Here is a 15691-nt window from a genome sequence, read left to right as displayed (position 1 = left end):
GCCCCGGCGGCCTGGCTCGCCCGGGACGCGGGGCCCACCGTGCGTGGTGCGGAGGGCCCCGCGTCCCGGCTCATGCCTCCGGGTAGCGGCGGGGTGTCCAGACGACCTCCTGGCCGTCTGCGCGCCGTACGACCCGCGTCTGGGACGAGCCGACCAGCAGGATCGTGCGCATGTCGACCTCGGCCGGGTCCAGGGCGGCGAGCCGTACGATCCGCACCCGCTCGCCGGGGCCGCCCACGTCCCGTGCGACCACCACGGGCGTGTCCGGTGACCGGTGCTCCAGCAGCAGGTCGCGGGCCTTGCCGACCTGCCACGTACGGCTGCGCGAGCCCGGGTTGTACAGGGCCAGCACCAGGTCGGCGGAGGCCGCCGCGCGCAGACGCTCGGCGATGACCTCCCAGGGCTTGAGCCGGTCGGAGAGGGAGAGCGTGGCGTAGTCGTGGCCGAGGGGGGCGCCGGCCCGGGCCGCGGCGGCGTTGGCCGCGGTCACGCCCGGCAGCACCCGCACCGGCACCTCGGCGTACTCGGGCCGGGCGGCGGCCTCCAGGACGGCCGTGGCCATCGCGAAGATGCCGGGGTCGCCGCCGGACACGACGGCCACCCGGCGTCCGCGCCGGGCCAGTTGCAGCGCGAACTCGGCGCGCTCGGCCTCCACCCGGTTGTCCGAGCCGTGCCGGAGCTGGCCGGCGCGCTCGGGCACCCGGTCCAGGTAGGTGGTGTAGCCGACCAGGTCGTCGGCCGCGGCCAGCGCGCCCCGCGTCTCGGGGGTCAGCCACAGCGGCCCGGCCGGGCCGGTCCCGACCACGACCACCTCGCCCCGCTCCCGCACCGGGCGTTCGGCGTCGACGCGGCTGGGCAGCACGGCCACCGAGAAGTACGGCACCGAATCCGCGTCCATGTCCGCGAACGCGCCGACCCGCTCCCCGGGCATCGTGGCCCGCTCGACGTACCGGGCCTCTTCCAGCCGCCCCGAACCCTCCAGGGCGCGCCGCACCTTGGGGAAGGTGCGGCCCAGCTTCATCACGACCGCCGAGTCCGTCGCGGCCAGCCGCGCGGTCAGCTCCTCCTCGGGCAGGGTGCCGGGCAGGACGGTCAGCACCTCCTCGCCCTCGACGAGCGGGGTGCCCAGGCGGGCCGCGGCGGCCGAGACGGACGTGACACCGGGGATCACCTCCGTCTCGTAGCGGTCGGCGAGCCGCTTGTGCAGGTGCATGTAGGAGCCGTAGAAGAGCGGGTCGCCCTCGGCGAGGACCGCGACGCTGCGGCCGGCGTCGAGATGGGCGGCGAGCCGCGCCGACGCCTGCGCGTAGAACTCCTCCAGGGCGCCCCGGTAACCGCCGGGGTGGTCGGTGGTCTCCGTGGTGACGGGGTAGACCAGCGCCTCCTCGACGTGGTCGGCGCGGATGTGCCGGGCCGCGATCGAGCGGGCGATGGACCGGCCGTGCCGTGCGCTGTGGTACGCGATCACGTCCGCCCCGGCGATGGCCTCCACCGCGCGTACCGTCATCAGCGACGGGTCACCGGGGCCGAGCCCCACCCCGTACAGTCGCCCGCTCACTCCGCCTCACTCGCGATCGCGTTGAGCGCGGCGGCGGCCAGCGCGCTGCCGCCCCGGCGGCCCCGCACCACCAGGTGCTCCAGGCCCGAGGAGTGCGCGGCCAGCGCGTCCTTGGACTCGGCGGCACCCACGAAACCGACCGGCACGCCGATGACGGCGGCCGGACGGCCCGCGCCCTCCTCGATCATCTCCAGGAGCCGGAACAGGGCGGTGGGCGCGTTGCCGACGGCGACCACCGAGCCCTCCAGCCGGTCCCGCCACAGCTCCAGCGCGGCGGCGCTGCGCGTGGTGCCCAGCTTCGCCGCCAGCTCGGGGACGGCCGGGTCGGAGAGCGTGCAGAGCACCTCGTTGTCGGCGGGCAGCCGCTTGCGGGTGACGCCGCTGGCCACCATCTGCACGTCGCACAGGATGGGCGCGCCGGCCCGCAGGGCCTCGCGCGCGCGGGCCACCACGGACGGCGTGTACGCGATGTCGCGGACCAGGTCGACCATCCCGCAGGCGTGGATCATCCGGACCGTCACCTGGCTGACGTCGGCGGGCAGAGCCGCGAGGTCCGCCTCCGCGCGGATGGTGGCGAAGGACCGGCGGTAGATGGCCGCGCCGTCCTTCTCGTAGTCGTAGGGCGTCACGGTGTTCTTCTCGCTGCTCTCGGTGGTCGTGGTCGTACGGGTCATGAGGTGAACGCCGCCAGGGCGGCGGCGAGTTGACGTGGGTCGTCCAGGACGACGGAGGGGGCACGGGGCGCGGGCGCCGTGGCCGGCGCCTGGGAAGCCGGCGGTGCCTGGGACACCCGGGTCACCTGGTAGGTGCCGTCCTCGGTCGCGACCAGGTCGATCCGGTCGCCGGGGGGCCGTCCGCAACGCCGTTCGCAGCCGGACCAGTACAGGGGAAGGCCGCGCGGGCCGAGCGCGCCGAGCGAGGCGGTGGCGTCCGCCCGGACGTCGGCGTGCGCCTTGGCGCAGCCGGGCCGCCCCACGCAGGCACCCACCCGCGGCCAGGCCGAGCCGGGGCCGGTGACGAGACCGGTGGCGGCCAGTGCGTCGAGCGTGGCGGACGTATCGGGCACGGCGGGCGACGCGGTCCCCTCCGGTACGGGGACGACGACCCCGCGCCACGGCGTCAGACGCAGTTCGCCGCCCGCGCGGGCAGCGGTCCGCGTCAACTCCCGCCACTGGAGCGCCGTCAGACGGCCGAGCGGGACGTGCACCGACAGGGCACCGCCGCCGGCCCCGCCGACGGATCCGGGCGGCGGGCCCGCGCAGTGCGCGCTCTCCCGCGGCTGCGGCGCGCAGGCCAGTCCCTCGGCGGTCAGACGTCCGGCGACGAGCCGGAGCAGTTCGCCGGCGGGCAGCGGCACGTCACCGACCCGCCAGGCCCGCATCCCCTGCTCCCGCGCCGCCTCGACGACCGTCTCCGCCGCCGCCACCATCGCCCGCGGCACGTCACCGGCGGACAGGGCCAGCGCCTCGCCCGCCGCGCCGAGGGCGAGTTGCGCACCTTCGCCGCCGGTCGCCCGCACGGTCACGTCGGCGCCGAGCGCGGCCACGTCGCCGCGGCCGTCGTCGAGCGCGAACAGGAACCGCCCCGACAGCGCCCGCGCGGCCTCGCTCGCGCACAGGAGCGCGTCCAGAGCGGACAGCCAGGGGCGCACGTCCCGCAGGCCGCGGTCGTCCAGGGCGGACAGCGGCGAGGCGACCACGTTGCGCACCCGCTCGTGGCCGCGCGAGGGGAGCAGGCCCGCCGCTTCCAGCAGACCGGCGAGTTCGGGGCCGTGCTCAGCGCGCAGCCCGCGCAGTTGGACGTTGCCGCGCGAGGTCAGGTGCAGTGCGCCGTCGCCCAGGCGCCGCGCGGCCTCGGCCAGCGCCTCGGCCCCGCCGACGTCCAGCACGCCGCCGGGTACGCGGACGCGGGCCACCGCGCCGTCGTCCGCCGCGTGCAGCCGCAGCGTACCCGGGCACGCGTCGTCACGGTCCCGTCCGGCCGGGGCGGCCTGGGACGTCGGGGGGAGGGCAGCCGTGGACATGGCGGCGAGCATACCTACGATCACACCGCACGTATGCCCTGCCCTGCTACGACGGCCCTTACTATGCTTCTCGGCGGACCATCCGGTCCGCCATCGCCACGACGGCGACAGGGGAGGAAGCCCGGTGCGAATCCGGCGCGGTCCCGCCACTGTGAGCCCGGTTCCAGGAAGAACCGGGTGAGTCAGGAACTCCCCTTCTCCCGGATCTCGGCCCGTCCGAGCAGCGGAGACCCCCATTCCGACACCACCCGGGGCGTGGACACCCCGAGGAAGGCAGGACGCCGCATGTCGCACCCAGCCGGAGAACAGCCGCCGTCCCCCCGCATCCTGCTCCTGTCGACCTCCGACACCGACCTGCTCAGCGCCCGGGCCGCGGGCGGCCCCGTCCCGTACCGCTTCGCCAACCCCGCCCGTCTGGCCCTCGCCGACCTGCCCGCCCTCATGGCGGACGCCGACCTGGTCGTCGTACGCCTCCTCGGCGGCGTCCGCGCCTGGCAGGAAGGCCTCGACCTGCTGCTCGCCGACGGCCGCCCGGTCGTCGTCCTCACCGGCGAACAGGCCCCCGACGCCCAGCTGATGGCCGCCTCCAACGTCCCCGTCGGCATCGCCGCCGAGGCCCACGCCTACCTCGCCCACGGCGGCCCCGCCAACCTGGAGCACCTCGCCCGCTTCCTCTGCGACACCGTGCTGCTCACCGGGCACGGCTTCGAGGCGCCCGCGCCCGCCCCGAGCTGGGGAGCGCTGCCCCGCGAGGCCACCGGGCCCGCGGGCGGCCCGACCGTCGCCGTGCTCTACTACCGCGCCCACCACATGAGCGGCAACACCGGCTTCGTCCACGCGCTGTGCGACGCCGTGGAGGACGCCGGCGGGCGGCCCCTTCCCCTTTACGTGGCCTCCCTCCGGGCGCCCGAACCGGAGTTGGTCGAGGAACTGCGCGCCGCCGACGTGATCGTGACGACCGTGCTGGCCGCGGGCGGCACCAAACCCGCCGCGGCGTCGGCCGGCGGCGATGACGAGTCCTGGGACGCGGGCGCGCTCGCCGCGCTGGACGTGCCGATCCTCCAGGCCCTGTGCCTGACCGGCTCCCGCTCGGCCTGGGAGGAGAACGACGAGGGCGTCTCACCGCTGGACGCGGCCGGCCAGATCGCCGTACCCGAGTTCGACGGCCGTCTGATCACCGTGCCCTTCTCCTTCAAGGAGATCGACGCCGACGGCCTGCCCTCCTACGTCGCCGACCCCGAGCGCGCCGCCCGCGTCGCCGGGATCGCCGTGCGCCACGCGCGGCTGCGCCGCATCCCGCCCGCCGGCAAGCGCCTCGCCCTGGTCCTGTCGGCCTACCCGACCAAGCACTCCCGCATCGGCAACGCGGTCGGCCTGGACACCCCCGCCAGCGCCGTCGCCCTCCTGCGCCGTCTGCGCGCCGACGGCTACGACCTCGGTGACGGCGACGTGCCCGGGCTGGCCTCCGGCGACGGCGACGAACTGATCCGCGCGCTCATCGAGGCGGGCGGCCACGACCAGGACTGGCTCACCGAGGAACAACTGGCCCGCAACCCGGTACGCATCCCGGCCGCCGACTACCGCCGCTGGTACGCCGGCCTCCCCGAGGAACTGCGCACGGCCGTGGAGGAGCACTGGGGCCCGGCACCCGGCGAGATGTTCGTCGACCGCAGCCGCGACGCGGACGGCGACATCGTCCTGGCGGCCCTGCGCTTCGGCAACGTGCTGATCCTCATCCAGCCGCCGCGCGGCTTCGGCGAGAACCCCGTCGCCATCTACCACGACCCCGACCTGCCGCCCTCCCACCACTACCTCGCCGCCTACCGCTGGATCGCCGCCGCGCGCGACGAGGGCGGGTTCGGCGCGGACGCGATGATCCACCTCGGCAAGCACGGCAACCTGGAGTGGCTGCCCGGCAAGAACGCCGGCCTGTCGGCGGCCTGCGGACCCGACGCGGCCCTCGGCGACCTCCCGCTGGTCTACCCCTTCCTGGTCAACGACCCCGGCGAGGGCACCCAGGCCAAGCGCCGCGCCCACGCCACGCTCGTGGACCACCTCGTCCCGCCGATGGCCCGCGCCGACTCCTACGGCGACATCGCCCGCCTGGAACAACTCCTCGACGAGCACGCCCAGATCGCCGCCATGGACCCGGCCAAGCTGCCGGCGATCCGCGCCCAGATCTGGACGCTCATCCAGGCGGCCCGCCTCGACCACGACCTCGGCCTCGAAGACCGCCCGGACGACGACGGCTTCGACGACTTCCTGCTCCACGTCGACGGCTGGCTCTGCGAGGTCAAGGACGCCCAGATCCGCGACGGCCTGCACGTCCTGGGCGCCGCGCCGCAGGGCCCCCAGCGGGTCGACCTCGTCCTCGCCGTGCTGCGCGCCCGGCAGATCTGGGGCGGCACCACCAGCCTGCCGGGGCTGCGCGAGGCCCTGGGCCTGGACGAGTCCGCCGCCACCCGCACCAGCGCGGACGCGGCGGAGGAGAAGGCCCGCGCACTGGTCCAGGCGATGGAGGACGCCGGCTGGGACCCGTCCGCCGTCCCCACCGAGCACGGCGAACAGGTCCGCGCGGTCCTGGAGTTCGCCGCCCGCGAGGTCGTACCCCGCCTGGCCGGGACCACCGCCGAGATCGACCACGTCATGCACGCGCTGGCCGGCGGCTTCGTCCCGGCGGGCCCCTCCGGGTCCCCGCTGCGCGGCCTGGTCAACGTCCTGCCGACCGGCCGCAACTTCTACTCCGTCGACCCGAGGGCCATCCCCTCCCGCCTCGCCTGGGAGACCGGACAGGCCCTCGCCGACTCCCTCCTGGAGCGCTACCGCACCGACCACGGCGAGTGGCCCGCGTCGGTCGGCCTGTCCCTGTGGGGCACCAGCGCCATGCGCACCGCGGGCGACGACGTGGCCGAGGCACTGGCGCTGCTGGGCGTCCGCCCGGTCTGGGACGACGCCTCCCGTCGCGTCACCGGCCTCGAACCCGTCCCCGCCGAGGAGCTGGGCCGTCCCCGCGTCGACGTCACCCTGCGGATCTCGGGCTTCTTCCGGGACGCCTTCCCGCACACCGTCGCCCTCCTGGACGACGCCGTACGACTGGCCGCGGGCCTGGACGAGCCCGCCGAGGCGAACCACGTACGGGCGCACGTCCAGGCGGACCTGGCGGCCCACGGCGACGAACGCCGCGCCACCACCCGCATCTTCGGCTCGCGGCCCGGCACCTACGGAGCCGGCCTGCTCCAGCTCATCGACTCGCGCGACTGGCGCACGGACGCCGACCTGGCCGAGGTCTACACCGTCTGGGGCGGCTACGCCTACGGGCGGGGCCTGGAGGGCCGGCCGGCCCGCGAGGAGATGGAGACGGCCTACCGGCGCATCACGGTGGCGGCGAAGAACACCGACACCCGCGAGCACGACATCGCCGACTCCGACGACTACTTCCAGTACCACGGCGGCATGGTCGCCGCCGTCCGCGCCCTGCGCGGCACCGCGCCCGAGGCCTACATCGGCGACTCCACCCGCCCCGAGACGGTCCGCACCCGCACCCTCACCGAGGAGACCTCCCGCGTCTTCCGCGCCCGCGTCGTCAACCCCAAGTGGATCGAGGCGATGCGCCGCCACGGCTACAAGGGCGCCTTCGAACTCGCCGCCACGGTGGACTACCTGTTCGGCTACGACGCCACGACCGGCGTGATCGCCGACTGGATGTACGACCGGCTCACCGAGGCGTACGTCCTCGACCCGGCCAACCGCGAGTTCCTGCGGCAGGCCAACCCCTGGGCGCTGCACGGCATCGCCGAACGGCTCCTGGAGGCGGAGTCGCGGGGGATGTGGGCCAAGCCCGACCCGGCCGTGCTGGAGGAGCTGCGGCAGGTGTACCTGGAGACGGAGGGACACCTGGAGGGCGAGGACTGACCCGGCGCGGGGAGCCGGGAATCCGGGTCCGGCGGGGCGGACCGTGAGCGGGCGCCCCGCCGGAGAAGGACGGCGTGGGAGCGCCGGCGGACGCGGTCGCCGAGTCGTGCGGCTCGTCCGCCCGATGTCCGCCGCCGAGGAACACGGCGGCGGCCCGCTGCTCGCCCCTGACCGCCGCGTCACTCCGGGGGGCCGCGGAAGGAACCACGCACGGCGCGCAGGGCGTCCCCCTGTGCGCACCGCGTTGTCGTCAGGGCTCGGTCATCGGGGGACACGGTCATGGTTCATCACGGGGGAACGCCCACGGCGCCCGCACGCCGTTCACGCGGGCGGGGCTGCCTGCCGAGTCTGCTCACCCTCGCGGTGGTCATCGGCCTCGGGTTCGGGGCCTCGGAACTCTTCGGACACGACGGCTCGTCGTCCTCGTCCTCCTCCTCGTCCGGGTCCCACCACTCGGGGGACTGGAAGGCGGGCGACTGCGGCGGACCCGACCCCGACGACGCGCCGGACGGCTACAAGGCCTACGGCTGCGGCGACTCCCACGCCACCTTCAAGGCCGTCGCGGTCATGGACGGCAGCATCCTGCCCGACTCCATCCAGTGCCCGGGCGGCACGGACGTCATCATCCGGGTGAGCGTCTCCTTCGGTTCGGGCAGCCGCAAGGGCGGCGGCATCCACACCAAGACGGTGTGCGGGCGCAACCTGTCGGCGGACCACCCCGGGGACCCGGGCGCCGGCGGCGGCCAGTTGGTCAAGGGCGACTGCGTGACCTCCACGGCCAGGGAGGTGCCGTGCACCTCCCAGGGCTCGCAGACCTACAAGGTGCTCGCCCTCGTCGAGGGCCGCGCGAAATGCCCCTCGGGTACCACCGAGCCCATGGAGCTGACCATGGCGATCGGCAGGCCCTATGACACGATCTGCGCGGCGAAGGCCTAGATCGGCAGCGGAGGTCGCACGAGGTGCGTCATCAAGTTCACCTGTCCGCCGGGCTGTCCCTGCGTCCCTGGGCGCCCTCCGACGCCCGCACGGTGCTGCGGGCGTTCGCGGAACCCCTGATGGAACGGCAGGCCGACGCGCCCGTCGCCACGTTCGCGGACGCCGAGCGGTGGATCGAACGCAGGCGCGGCCAGTGGCGCCGGGAGAGTGCCTACGCCTTCGCCGTCACGGACGCCGCCGACGCCGCGCTCGGCGGGGTCGCGGTCGGACGTCTTGACCCGCGGCACGGCACCGGGTGGATCTCCTACTGGACCACCCCCGCGGCCCGGGGAAAGGGCGTGGCGACCCACGGCTGCCGCGGGCTCGCCCAGTGGTGCTTCACCGAACTCGGGTTGTTCCGCCTGGAGCTGGGGCATCGCACCGACAACCCGGCGTCCTGCCGGGTGGCGCTCGCCGCGGGCTTCGCGACCGAGGCGCTCCAACGGCAGAAGCTCGCCTGGGACGGCGTCCGCCACGACGTGGAGACACACGCGCGACTCGCCACCGACCCGCAGCCGGCATAGCCGCGAAGCCGCCTCGGACGCGGCCCGAAGGTCAACCCGGCCCGGGACGGCCCGGCTCAGCGGCCGATGCGGGTGCGGTGCGCATGATGCGCGACCTGGCCTCCGCCGCACGCCGCGCCGGCACCCTGTTCGCCAGGAAGGACGGCCGGGTCGCCGCCCAGTGGCCGGGCCGTGCCACGAGAGCGTGGACGAGGCACCGGTCGAGGAGCTGCACCAGGTGGAGGCCGACATCCTGAGCGCTCCCGGCGACGCGGCCGCCGTCGTCCCGCGTGCCCGCGGCTGAACGGATCGGGGCACCGGAATCGAACGGCGGCACAGCGCGGCAAGGCGCCCGGCATGCCCGTGTGAGCCCTGTACGCGCCCCCGCCCGTACGGCAAGAATGCGCCGTGCCGGACGGGCGGACGACCGAGGGACCGGCCGCCCGGCACCCTACTCGGAGGAAGGCAGGTCGGCCGCGGTGCTGTTGCGTCTGCCCACATCGGTGTCCGAAGCACGGCGGTGCGTGGCCGAAGGGGCCGTCCCGGTAGGCGGGGCGACCTTGGTGTGGGCCACCTGGCAGCGGGACGGATTCCCCGAACAGGCGATGTCGTTGCGTGAGGTGGCGCAGGCCAACGTCGTCGGCCGCGAGACGCTGGGCGCCGCGGTGGTCCTGCACCGGATCGACGAGCGGGTGCCGGAGGTGCTGCGCCGTGCGGCCGCCGGCGTCGGCACCGGCGCCGTGCGACGGTCGGCGACGGTCGGCGGCAACCTCGTGGGCAGCACGTTGCGATGCCTGCTGCCCGCGGCCCTCGTCCTGAGGGCCCGGGCGAGGGTGCTGGACGCCGAGGGCGTCCACGAGACCGGCCTGTCCGAGGTCACGGCCAAGGGACCCGTTCTGCTCAGCCTCCACTGGCGCACCCCCGTGGCCAGCGCGTACCGCAAACTGCCGGGCGAGGCGGGCGGACCGCCGCCCCTCGTCGTCGCGTCGGCCCTGCACGCCGACGCCGGGGGAAGCCGTCGTCTCCATGTCGCCGTCCGGGAAGGCTACGACGTGCGCGACGCCGCTACGGTGTGCGACGGGGGTCCCGGACCCGCGCTCGACGCGCTGCGGACGACCGCCGCCTTCGGTGACCTGCCCGCCGCCGCGTGGGAGGCCGTCCGCGACCAGACCACGGACCTCCTGCACGGCGCCGACGGCGCCTGACCCGCGAGCCGCGCGGCCCTCACCACCGTCCCGCCGGTTGCCGGTGCCGGTGCCGGTGCCGGTGCCGGGCCCGCGGCCGGCACCGGGCCGCGCGGTGGCGCCCATGACGGGCGGCCGGGTCGCGGTGTTCCGCGACGGCACCTCCTGCCGCAGCGGCAGCGGGTCCGACGACAAGACCGTCGGGAACACCGACGCGTCCGACCAGTTCTGGAGCGGCTCCAACGGGTCCCGGTGCGCCTCCTACGCCGGCGCCGTGGGCTGGTCCTTCGCCGCCGACGGCCGCCTCGTCGTGACCTTCGGGGGCAAGCAGGTCACGCCGTAGCCCCCGCACCGGGGCCGCCACCGGCCCCGGTGCGGTGCCCGGCGGCGGCCACCCCGCCGCCGGGCGCACGGGTGCGGGGCGCTAACGTCCCGGGGGACCTGTACCGACTCGTCCCCCGGTGGGCGAAGGAGACCGATACGCATGAGCGCCGACGCGATGACCGGCATGCCGTTGTCGGCGGCCGGCCTGGCGGAGCCGACGGTGGGCCGGCTGCTGACCTCGTGGCAGCCGGACGTGCCCGCTCTGCTGCTGGTGGCCGTCCTGGGCGGGCTGTACGGCTGGGGCGTGCTGCGGCTGCGCCGGCGGGGCCGGTCCTGGCCGGTGGCCCGGCTCGCCGCGTTCGTCCTGCTCGGGCTCGGCGCGCTGGTGGTGGCCACGATGTCGGCGCTGGCCGTCTACGACCACGTCCTGTTCTGGCCGGCCGCCGTGCAGAACGTCCTGCTCGACCTGCTCGCACCGCTCGGCCTCGCGCTCGGCGACCCGCTGCGGCTCGCCGTGGATGCGCTGCCGCGGGCCCGCGCGGACCGGGTCCGGCGGGCCGTCACCGGCCGGGTGGTGCGCGTGCTGACCTTTCCGCTGGTCAGTACGGCGCTGGTGCTCACCACCGAACTGGTGGTCTACTTCACGCCGTACTTCGCCACCGCGCTGCGCGTGAGCTGGCTGCACGAACTGATGTATCTGCACCTGCTGGCGGCCGGATGCCTGTTCGTCGTCCCGGTGCTCACCCGCGAGCAGACGCTGCCCGCCTGGTGCACGCACCCGGTGCGTGCCGCGCTGGTCTTCCTGGACGGCCTCGTCGACGCGGTGCCCGGCGTCGTGGTGATGACCCACGGCACGCTGATCGCGGGCGCCTGGTACCTGCACCACGCCCCCGCCTGGGCCCCCGACGTCCGCCACGACCAGCAGATCGGCGGCGGAGCCATGCTCAGCATCGCGGAACTGGTCGCCCTGCCCTTCCTGCTGGCCGTCCTCGCGCAGTGGGCCCGCGCCGAACGCCTCCAGAACGCGGCCCTGGACCGGCGCCTGGACGGCGAACAGAGCGCGTTGGCGGTCGCCACGGCGGGCGGGTCTGCGGTGGCCACGGCGGGCAACCCCCCGGCGCCGGAACCGGCGGACCCGTCGTCGCCCGAGCGAGTACGCCCCTGGTGGGAGACCGAGGACAACGAGGTCGCCGCCCGCATCCGCCGCCACCGCGACAACCCCTGAACCCTCACGGCAGCCGGCGCGCTGCCGCGGCTCGACGCCGGGAAGGCACCGCTCGCGCCGCACCGACCGGGCCTGCCCGCCCCCGCCGGACGGGCGTGGGTGCGCCGCGAACGCGTCGGCCACGTCCTGTGGAGCGGCGACCCGCGCAGCGGCCACACGGCGCTCGAACGGCTCCGGGCCCCCGCCCGTGCCGTCGACCGCTCCCCGCCCCCCCGCGCGCCGGCCGCGCCCGCGCCGAGCAACCGGTGGCGGAGGCCGGTTCCACCCGCCGACCGCGTCACCACGCCGGCCGGCTGCCGGAGGTGCCGCGGGCGCACCGCGCTCGCCCGCGCCCTGCCGCACGAACCGGAACTCCTCCTCGACGAGCCCGCCGCCGCCGTGGACCGGCAACGGGCCACGGGCCTCGTCGAGCCGTTCACCCCCCATGCCGCAACGGCCCGGCCCCGCCGCACCGGCCCGACCACCGGACACCAGCCCGGCCCCGGCGCACCGACCGACGCACCGACCCGGCTGCGACGCACCGACCCGGCCACCAGGCACCGGCACGACCGCCCGCACCCAGGGCTGACTGCTGCCCCCCCTGCCACAGCCCCCACACCTGATCGCCCCCACACCTGATAGCCCCCTCACCCGATCGGCCCAGCACCGGCCGACGCACCGCGCCCCCCACGCACGCGGCCCGCCCTGGCCCGGCGCGGCGGTCCCCGCCCCGGCCCCCGCCCGGGGCCGACGCGTGTGCGAGGGCGTTCACCCGCACGGCCAAGATCCGGCAGGGCGCCCGCCGGCCCCGTCCGGCGCGCGCGGGAAAAGGCACCCTTGCACACTGCAAGGGCGGGTACCCGGGGGAGCGGCGGCGGCGCGGGCCCGCCACCTCGGCAGGGCCGTCGAACGGCCGGGAGCCGGGCAGGCCCGGGTCGCCGAAACGCCCCGCACGGTCCAGGAAGGCGGTCGCCGCTGATGAGTCGTACACCCCCTCTCGATGTCCCCGCGGTGGACGTGGCCGCTCTGGAGGCGGCCCTGCGCGAGTCCGTGGACGCCGAGGTCCGGTTCGACGCCGGGAGCAGAGGTGCGTACGTCACGGACGGCTCCAACTACCGCCAGGTGCCGCTCGGTGTCGTCCTCCCGCGCACGGTGGAGGCGGGCGCGGAGGCGGTGCGGGTGTGTGCGCGCCACGGCGCCCCCGTCCTCTCGCGCGGGGGCGGCACCAGCCTGGCCGGGCAGTCCACGAACACCGCCGTCGTCATCGACTGGACCAAGTACTGCCACGCCCTGATCTCCGTGGACCCCGACGCCCGCACCTGCGTGGTCGAACCCGGCATCGTCCTCGACGAGCTGAACCGGCGGCTTGCCGACCACCGCCTCCAGTTCGGCCCGAAGCCCTCCACCCACAGCCACTGCGCGCTCGGCGGCATGATCGGCAACAACTCGTGCGGGGCGTCCGCACAGGCGTACGGGAAGACCGTCGACAACGTGCGCCGACTGGAGATCCTCACCTACGACGGCGTGCGGACGTGGGTGGGGCCCACCTCGGAGGCCGAACGGACCCGGATCGCCGCCGAGGGCGGCCGCAAGGCCGAGATCTACGCCGGCCTCGACCGCATCGCCACCGAGTACCTGGCCGACATCCGGCGCGGCTACCCCAAGATCCCGCGCCGGGTCTCCGGCTACAACCTCGACTCGCTGCTCCCCGAGAACGGCTTCGACGTCGCCCGCGCCCTGGTCGGCAGCGAGGGCACCCTGGTCACCGTCCTGCGGGCCGAGCTGGAACTCGTGCCCGTGCCGCCGTACCAGTCGATCCTGGTCCTCGGCTACGAGGACATCTGCCGGGCCGGCGACGACGTCTCCCGGGTGCTCGAACACTGCTCGCCCAGCCAGTTGGAGGCGCTGGACGGGCGGATGGCGCAGCTGATGCGCGAGGAGGGCGCCTACCTGGACTCCCTGCGGGTCCTGCCGAAGGGGGACAGCTGGCTGCTCGTGCAGTACAGCGGGGACAGCCAGGAGGACGTCGACGGGCAGGCCCACGCCCTGCTGCACGCCCTCGGCCGCAGCGAGAAGGACCCGGACGTGGCCTTCTCCGACGACCCGGAGCGCGAGCAGGAGATGCTCAAGGCCCGGGAGGCCGGACTCGGGGTGACCGCGCGGCCCCCGGACGACCGGGAGACCTGGGAGGGCTGGGAGGACTCCGCGGTGCCGCCCGAACGCCTGGGCGACTACCTGCGCGACCTGAAGAAGCTGTTCGAGGAGTTCGACTACGACCACCCGTCGCTGTACGGGCACTTCGGGCAGGGTTGCGTGCACACGCGGATCCCGTTCGGCCTGAAGACGGCCGAGGGCGTCGCCGACTTCCGGCGCTTCCTGGAGCGCGCCGCCGACCTCGTCTCCTCCTACGGCGGGTCGCTGTCGGGCGAGCACGGCGACGGCCAGTCCCGCGGCGAGCTGCTGGTACGGATGTTCGGGCCGCGTCTGGTGACGGCCTTCGGCGAGCTGAAGACGCTGTTCGACCCGGGCAACCGGATGAACCCGGGCAAGATCGTCGACCCGAACCCGGTCGACGGCCAGCTCCGCCTCGGCGCCGACTGGCGGCCCGCCACCCCCGAGACGAACTTCGGCTACCCGGAGGACGACCACTCCTTCACCCGCGCGGTGATGCGCTGCGTCGGCATCGGCAACTGCCGCAGCCACGAAGGCGGCGTGATGTGCCCCTCCTACCGGGCCACCTGGGAGGAGGAGCACTCCACCCGGGGCCGGGCCCGGCTGCTGTTCGAGATGCTCGACGGCCACGCGGACTCCACGATCACCGACGGCTGGCGCTCCACCGAGGTCAGGGACGCACTCGACCTCTGCCTGGCCTGCAAGGGCTGCAAGTCGGACTGCCCGGTCAACGTCGACATGGCGACCTACAAGGCCGAGTTCCTCTCCCACCACTACGAGGGCAGGCTGCGCCCGCCCGCCCACTACTCCATGGGCTGGCTGCCCCTGTGGGCCCGCCTCTCCCGCCTCGCCCCCTCCCTGGTCAACACCCTCCTGCGCGCCCCCGGCCTGGCCCGGGCGGGCAAGGCGCTGGCCGGGGTGGCCGAAGAGCGGCAGGCGCCCGTCTTCGCCCCGCAGTCCTTCCTCCAGTGGTGGCGGGAACAGGACGCCGAGCAGCCGGACCCCGCCGACCCGCGGACCGTGGTGCTGTGGCCCGACACGTTCAGCACCTACTTCCACCCCTCCATCGCGATCTCGGCCGTACGGGTCCTGCGGGACGCGGGCTTCAAGGTCGCCGTCCCCACCGAACCGGTGTGCTGCGGCCTCACCTGGATCTCCACCGGGCAGCTCGACACCGCCAAGAAGGTGCTGCGCCGCTCCCTGGACGTGCTGCGGCCCTACCTGGACGCGAGCACGCCGATCATCGGCCTGGAACCCTCCTGCACGGCCGTCTTCCGCTCCGACGCGACCGAGCTGATGCCCGCCGACCTGGACGTCAAGCGGCTGGCCGGGCAGGTGCGCACCTTCGCCGAACAGCTGGTGCACCACGCGCCCGACGGCTGGCAGCCGCCGAAGGTGACCCGGCAGGCGACGGTGCAGACCCACTGCCACCAGCACGCGGTCATGAAGTTCGACGCGGACCGCGAACTCATGCGCCGCGCCCACCTCGACGCCGACGTCCTGGACGAAGGCTGCTGCGGCCTGGCCGGGAACTTCGGCTTCGAACGCGGCCACCACGAGGTCTCCATGGCCGTCGCCGAACAGGGCGTCCTGCCCGCCGTCCGCGCGGCGGCCCCCGACAGCCTGGTGCTCGCCGACGGCTTCAGCTGCCGCACCCAGATCGAACAGGGCCGCACCGGCCGCCGCGCCCTGCACCTCGCCGAGGTGCTTGCCCTCGGCCTGGACGGGAACCTGCCCCAGGAGCAGCCCGAACGGCTGGCCGTCCGGCCCGCCGAACCGTCCCGCGCGGCCCGGTGGGCGGCCACCGCGGGAGTCGCCGGCGCCGTGGCCCTGACC

General features: G+C 75.2%; 10 protein-coding genes, 1 pseudogene and 1 riboswitch. Of the genes and pseudogenes, 8 read left to right on the top strand and 3 right to left on the bottom strand.

Going from position 1 to position 15691, the window contains the following annotated elements; genetic code table 11:
• Positions 1–70: 70 nt before the first annotated feature.
• The 3 genes from ACFC02_RS26660 to ACFC02_RS26650 are packed head-to-tail and all read right to left on the bottom strand — an operon-like array spanning position 71 to position 3593.
• Complete coding sequence (locus tag ACFC02_RS26660) at positions 71–1558, bottom strand: precorrin-2 C(20)-methyltransferase (protein WP_376362151.1); 1488 nt, start codon at positions 1556–1558, stop codon at positions 71–73.
• A complete protein-coding gene (locus ACFC02_RS26655; protein ID WP_376362149.1) occupies positions 1555–2232 on the bottom strand; it encodes a precorrin-8X methylmutase in 678 nt (225 codons plus the stop codon). Before ACFC02_RS26655 ends, ACFC02_RS26660 begins: the two co-directional genes overlap by 4 nt.
• Positions 2229–3593 (bottom strand): cobalamin biosynthesis protein CobG, encoded by a 1365-nt coding sequence (locus ACFC02_RS26650; RefSeq protein WP_376362146.1) that lies wholly within the window; start codon positions 3591–3593, stop codon positions 2229–2231. The genes ACFC02_RS26655 and ACFC02_RS26650 overlap by 4 nt, the downstream gene beginning before the upstream one ends.
• A gap of 45 nt (positions 3594–3638) precedes the next feature.
• A riboswitch (cobalamin riboswitch) is annotated at positions 3639–3794 on the top strand.
• Positions 3795–3866: 72 nt separating this feature from the next.
• Between ACFC02_RS26650 and cobN the strand changes: the two genes are divergently transcribed.
• The 8 genes and pseudogenes from cobN to ACFC02_RS26610 form a co-directional block, all read left to right on the top strand.
• Complete coding sequence (gene cobN, locus ACFC02_RS26645; protein ID WP_376362143.1) at positions 3867–7493, top strand: cobaltochelatase subunit CobN; 3627 nt, start codon at positions 3867–3869, stop codon at positions 7491–7493.
• 279 nt (positions 7494–7772) lie between these two features.
• Positions 7773–8429, top strand: a complete 657-nt coding sequence (locus ACFC02_RS26640; protein ID WP_376362140.1) for a hypothetical protein — start codon at positions 7773–7775, stop codon at positions 8427–8429.
• A gap of 23 nt (positions 8430–8452) precedes the next feature.
• On the top strand, positions 8453–8992 hold the full coding sequence (locus ACFC02_RS26635; RefSeq protein ID WP_376362137.1) for a GNAT family N-acetyltransferase: 540 nt from the start codon (positions 8453–8455) through the stop codon (positions 8990–8992).
• 458 nt (positions 8993–9450) lie between these two features.
• Positions 9451–10176: an FAD binding domain-containing protein gene (locus tag ACFC02_RS26630; RefSeq protein ID WP_376362134.1), complete on the top strand. Its 726-nt coding sequence runs from the start codon at positions 9451–9453 to the stop codon at positions 10174–10176.
• 121 nt (positions 10177–10297) lie between these two features.
• Positions 10298–10498, top strand: a pseudogene (locus tag ACFC02_RS26625) (silent information regulator protein Sir2); the annotation flags it as partial.
• A 141-nt stretch (positions 10499–10639) separates the two neighbouring features.
• Positions 10640–11704 carry a cytochrome c oxidase assembly protein gene (locus tag ACFC02_RS26620; protein ID WP_376362131.1) on the top strand — a complete coding sequence of 355 codons (1065 nt, stop codon included), beginning with the start codon at positions 10640–10642 and terminating at the stop codon, positions 11702–11704.
• A 99-nt stretch (positions 11705–11803) separates the two neighbouring features.
• Positions 11804–12322, top strand: coding sequence for a hypothetical protein (locus ACFC02_RS26615; protein WP_376362128.1), 519 nt, complete (start codon positions 11804–11806; stop codon positions 12320–12322).
• A gap of 339 nt (positions 12323–12661) precedes the next feature.
• On the top strand, positions 12662–15691 hold a 3030-nt coding region (locus ACFC02_RS26610; RefSeq protein ID WP_376362125.1), incomplete at its 3' end, for an FAD-binding and (Fe-S)-binding domain-containing protein.

The sequence above is a fragment of the Streptomyces sp. NPDC056160 genome (assembly GCF_042268205.1).
Taxonomy (GTDB): Bacteria; Actinomycetota; Actinomycetes; order Streptomycetales; family Streptomycetaceae; genus Streptomyces.
Note: the sequence above shows the minus strand (reverse complement) of the source record. Positions and strands in the feature narration are given on the sequence as shown.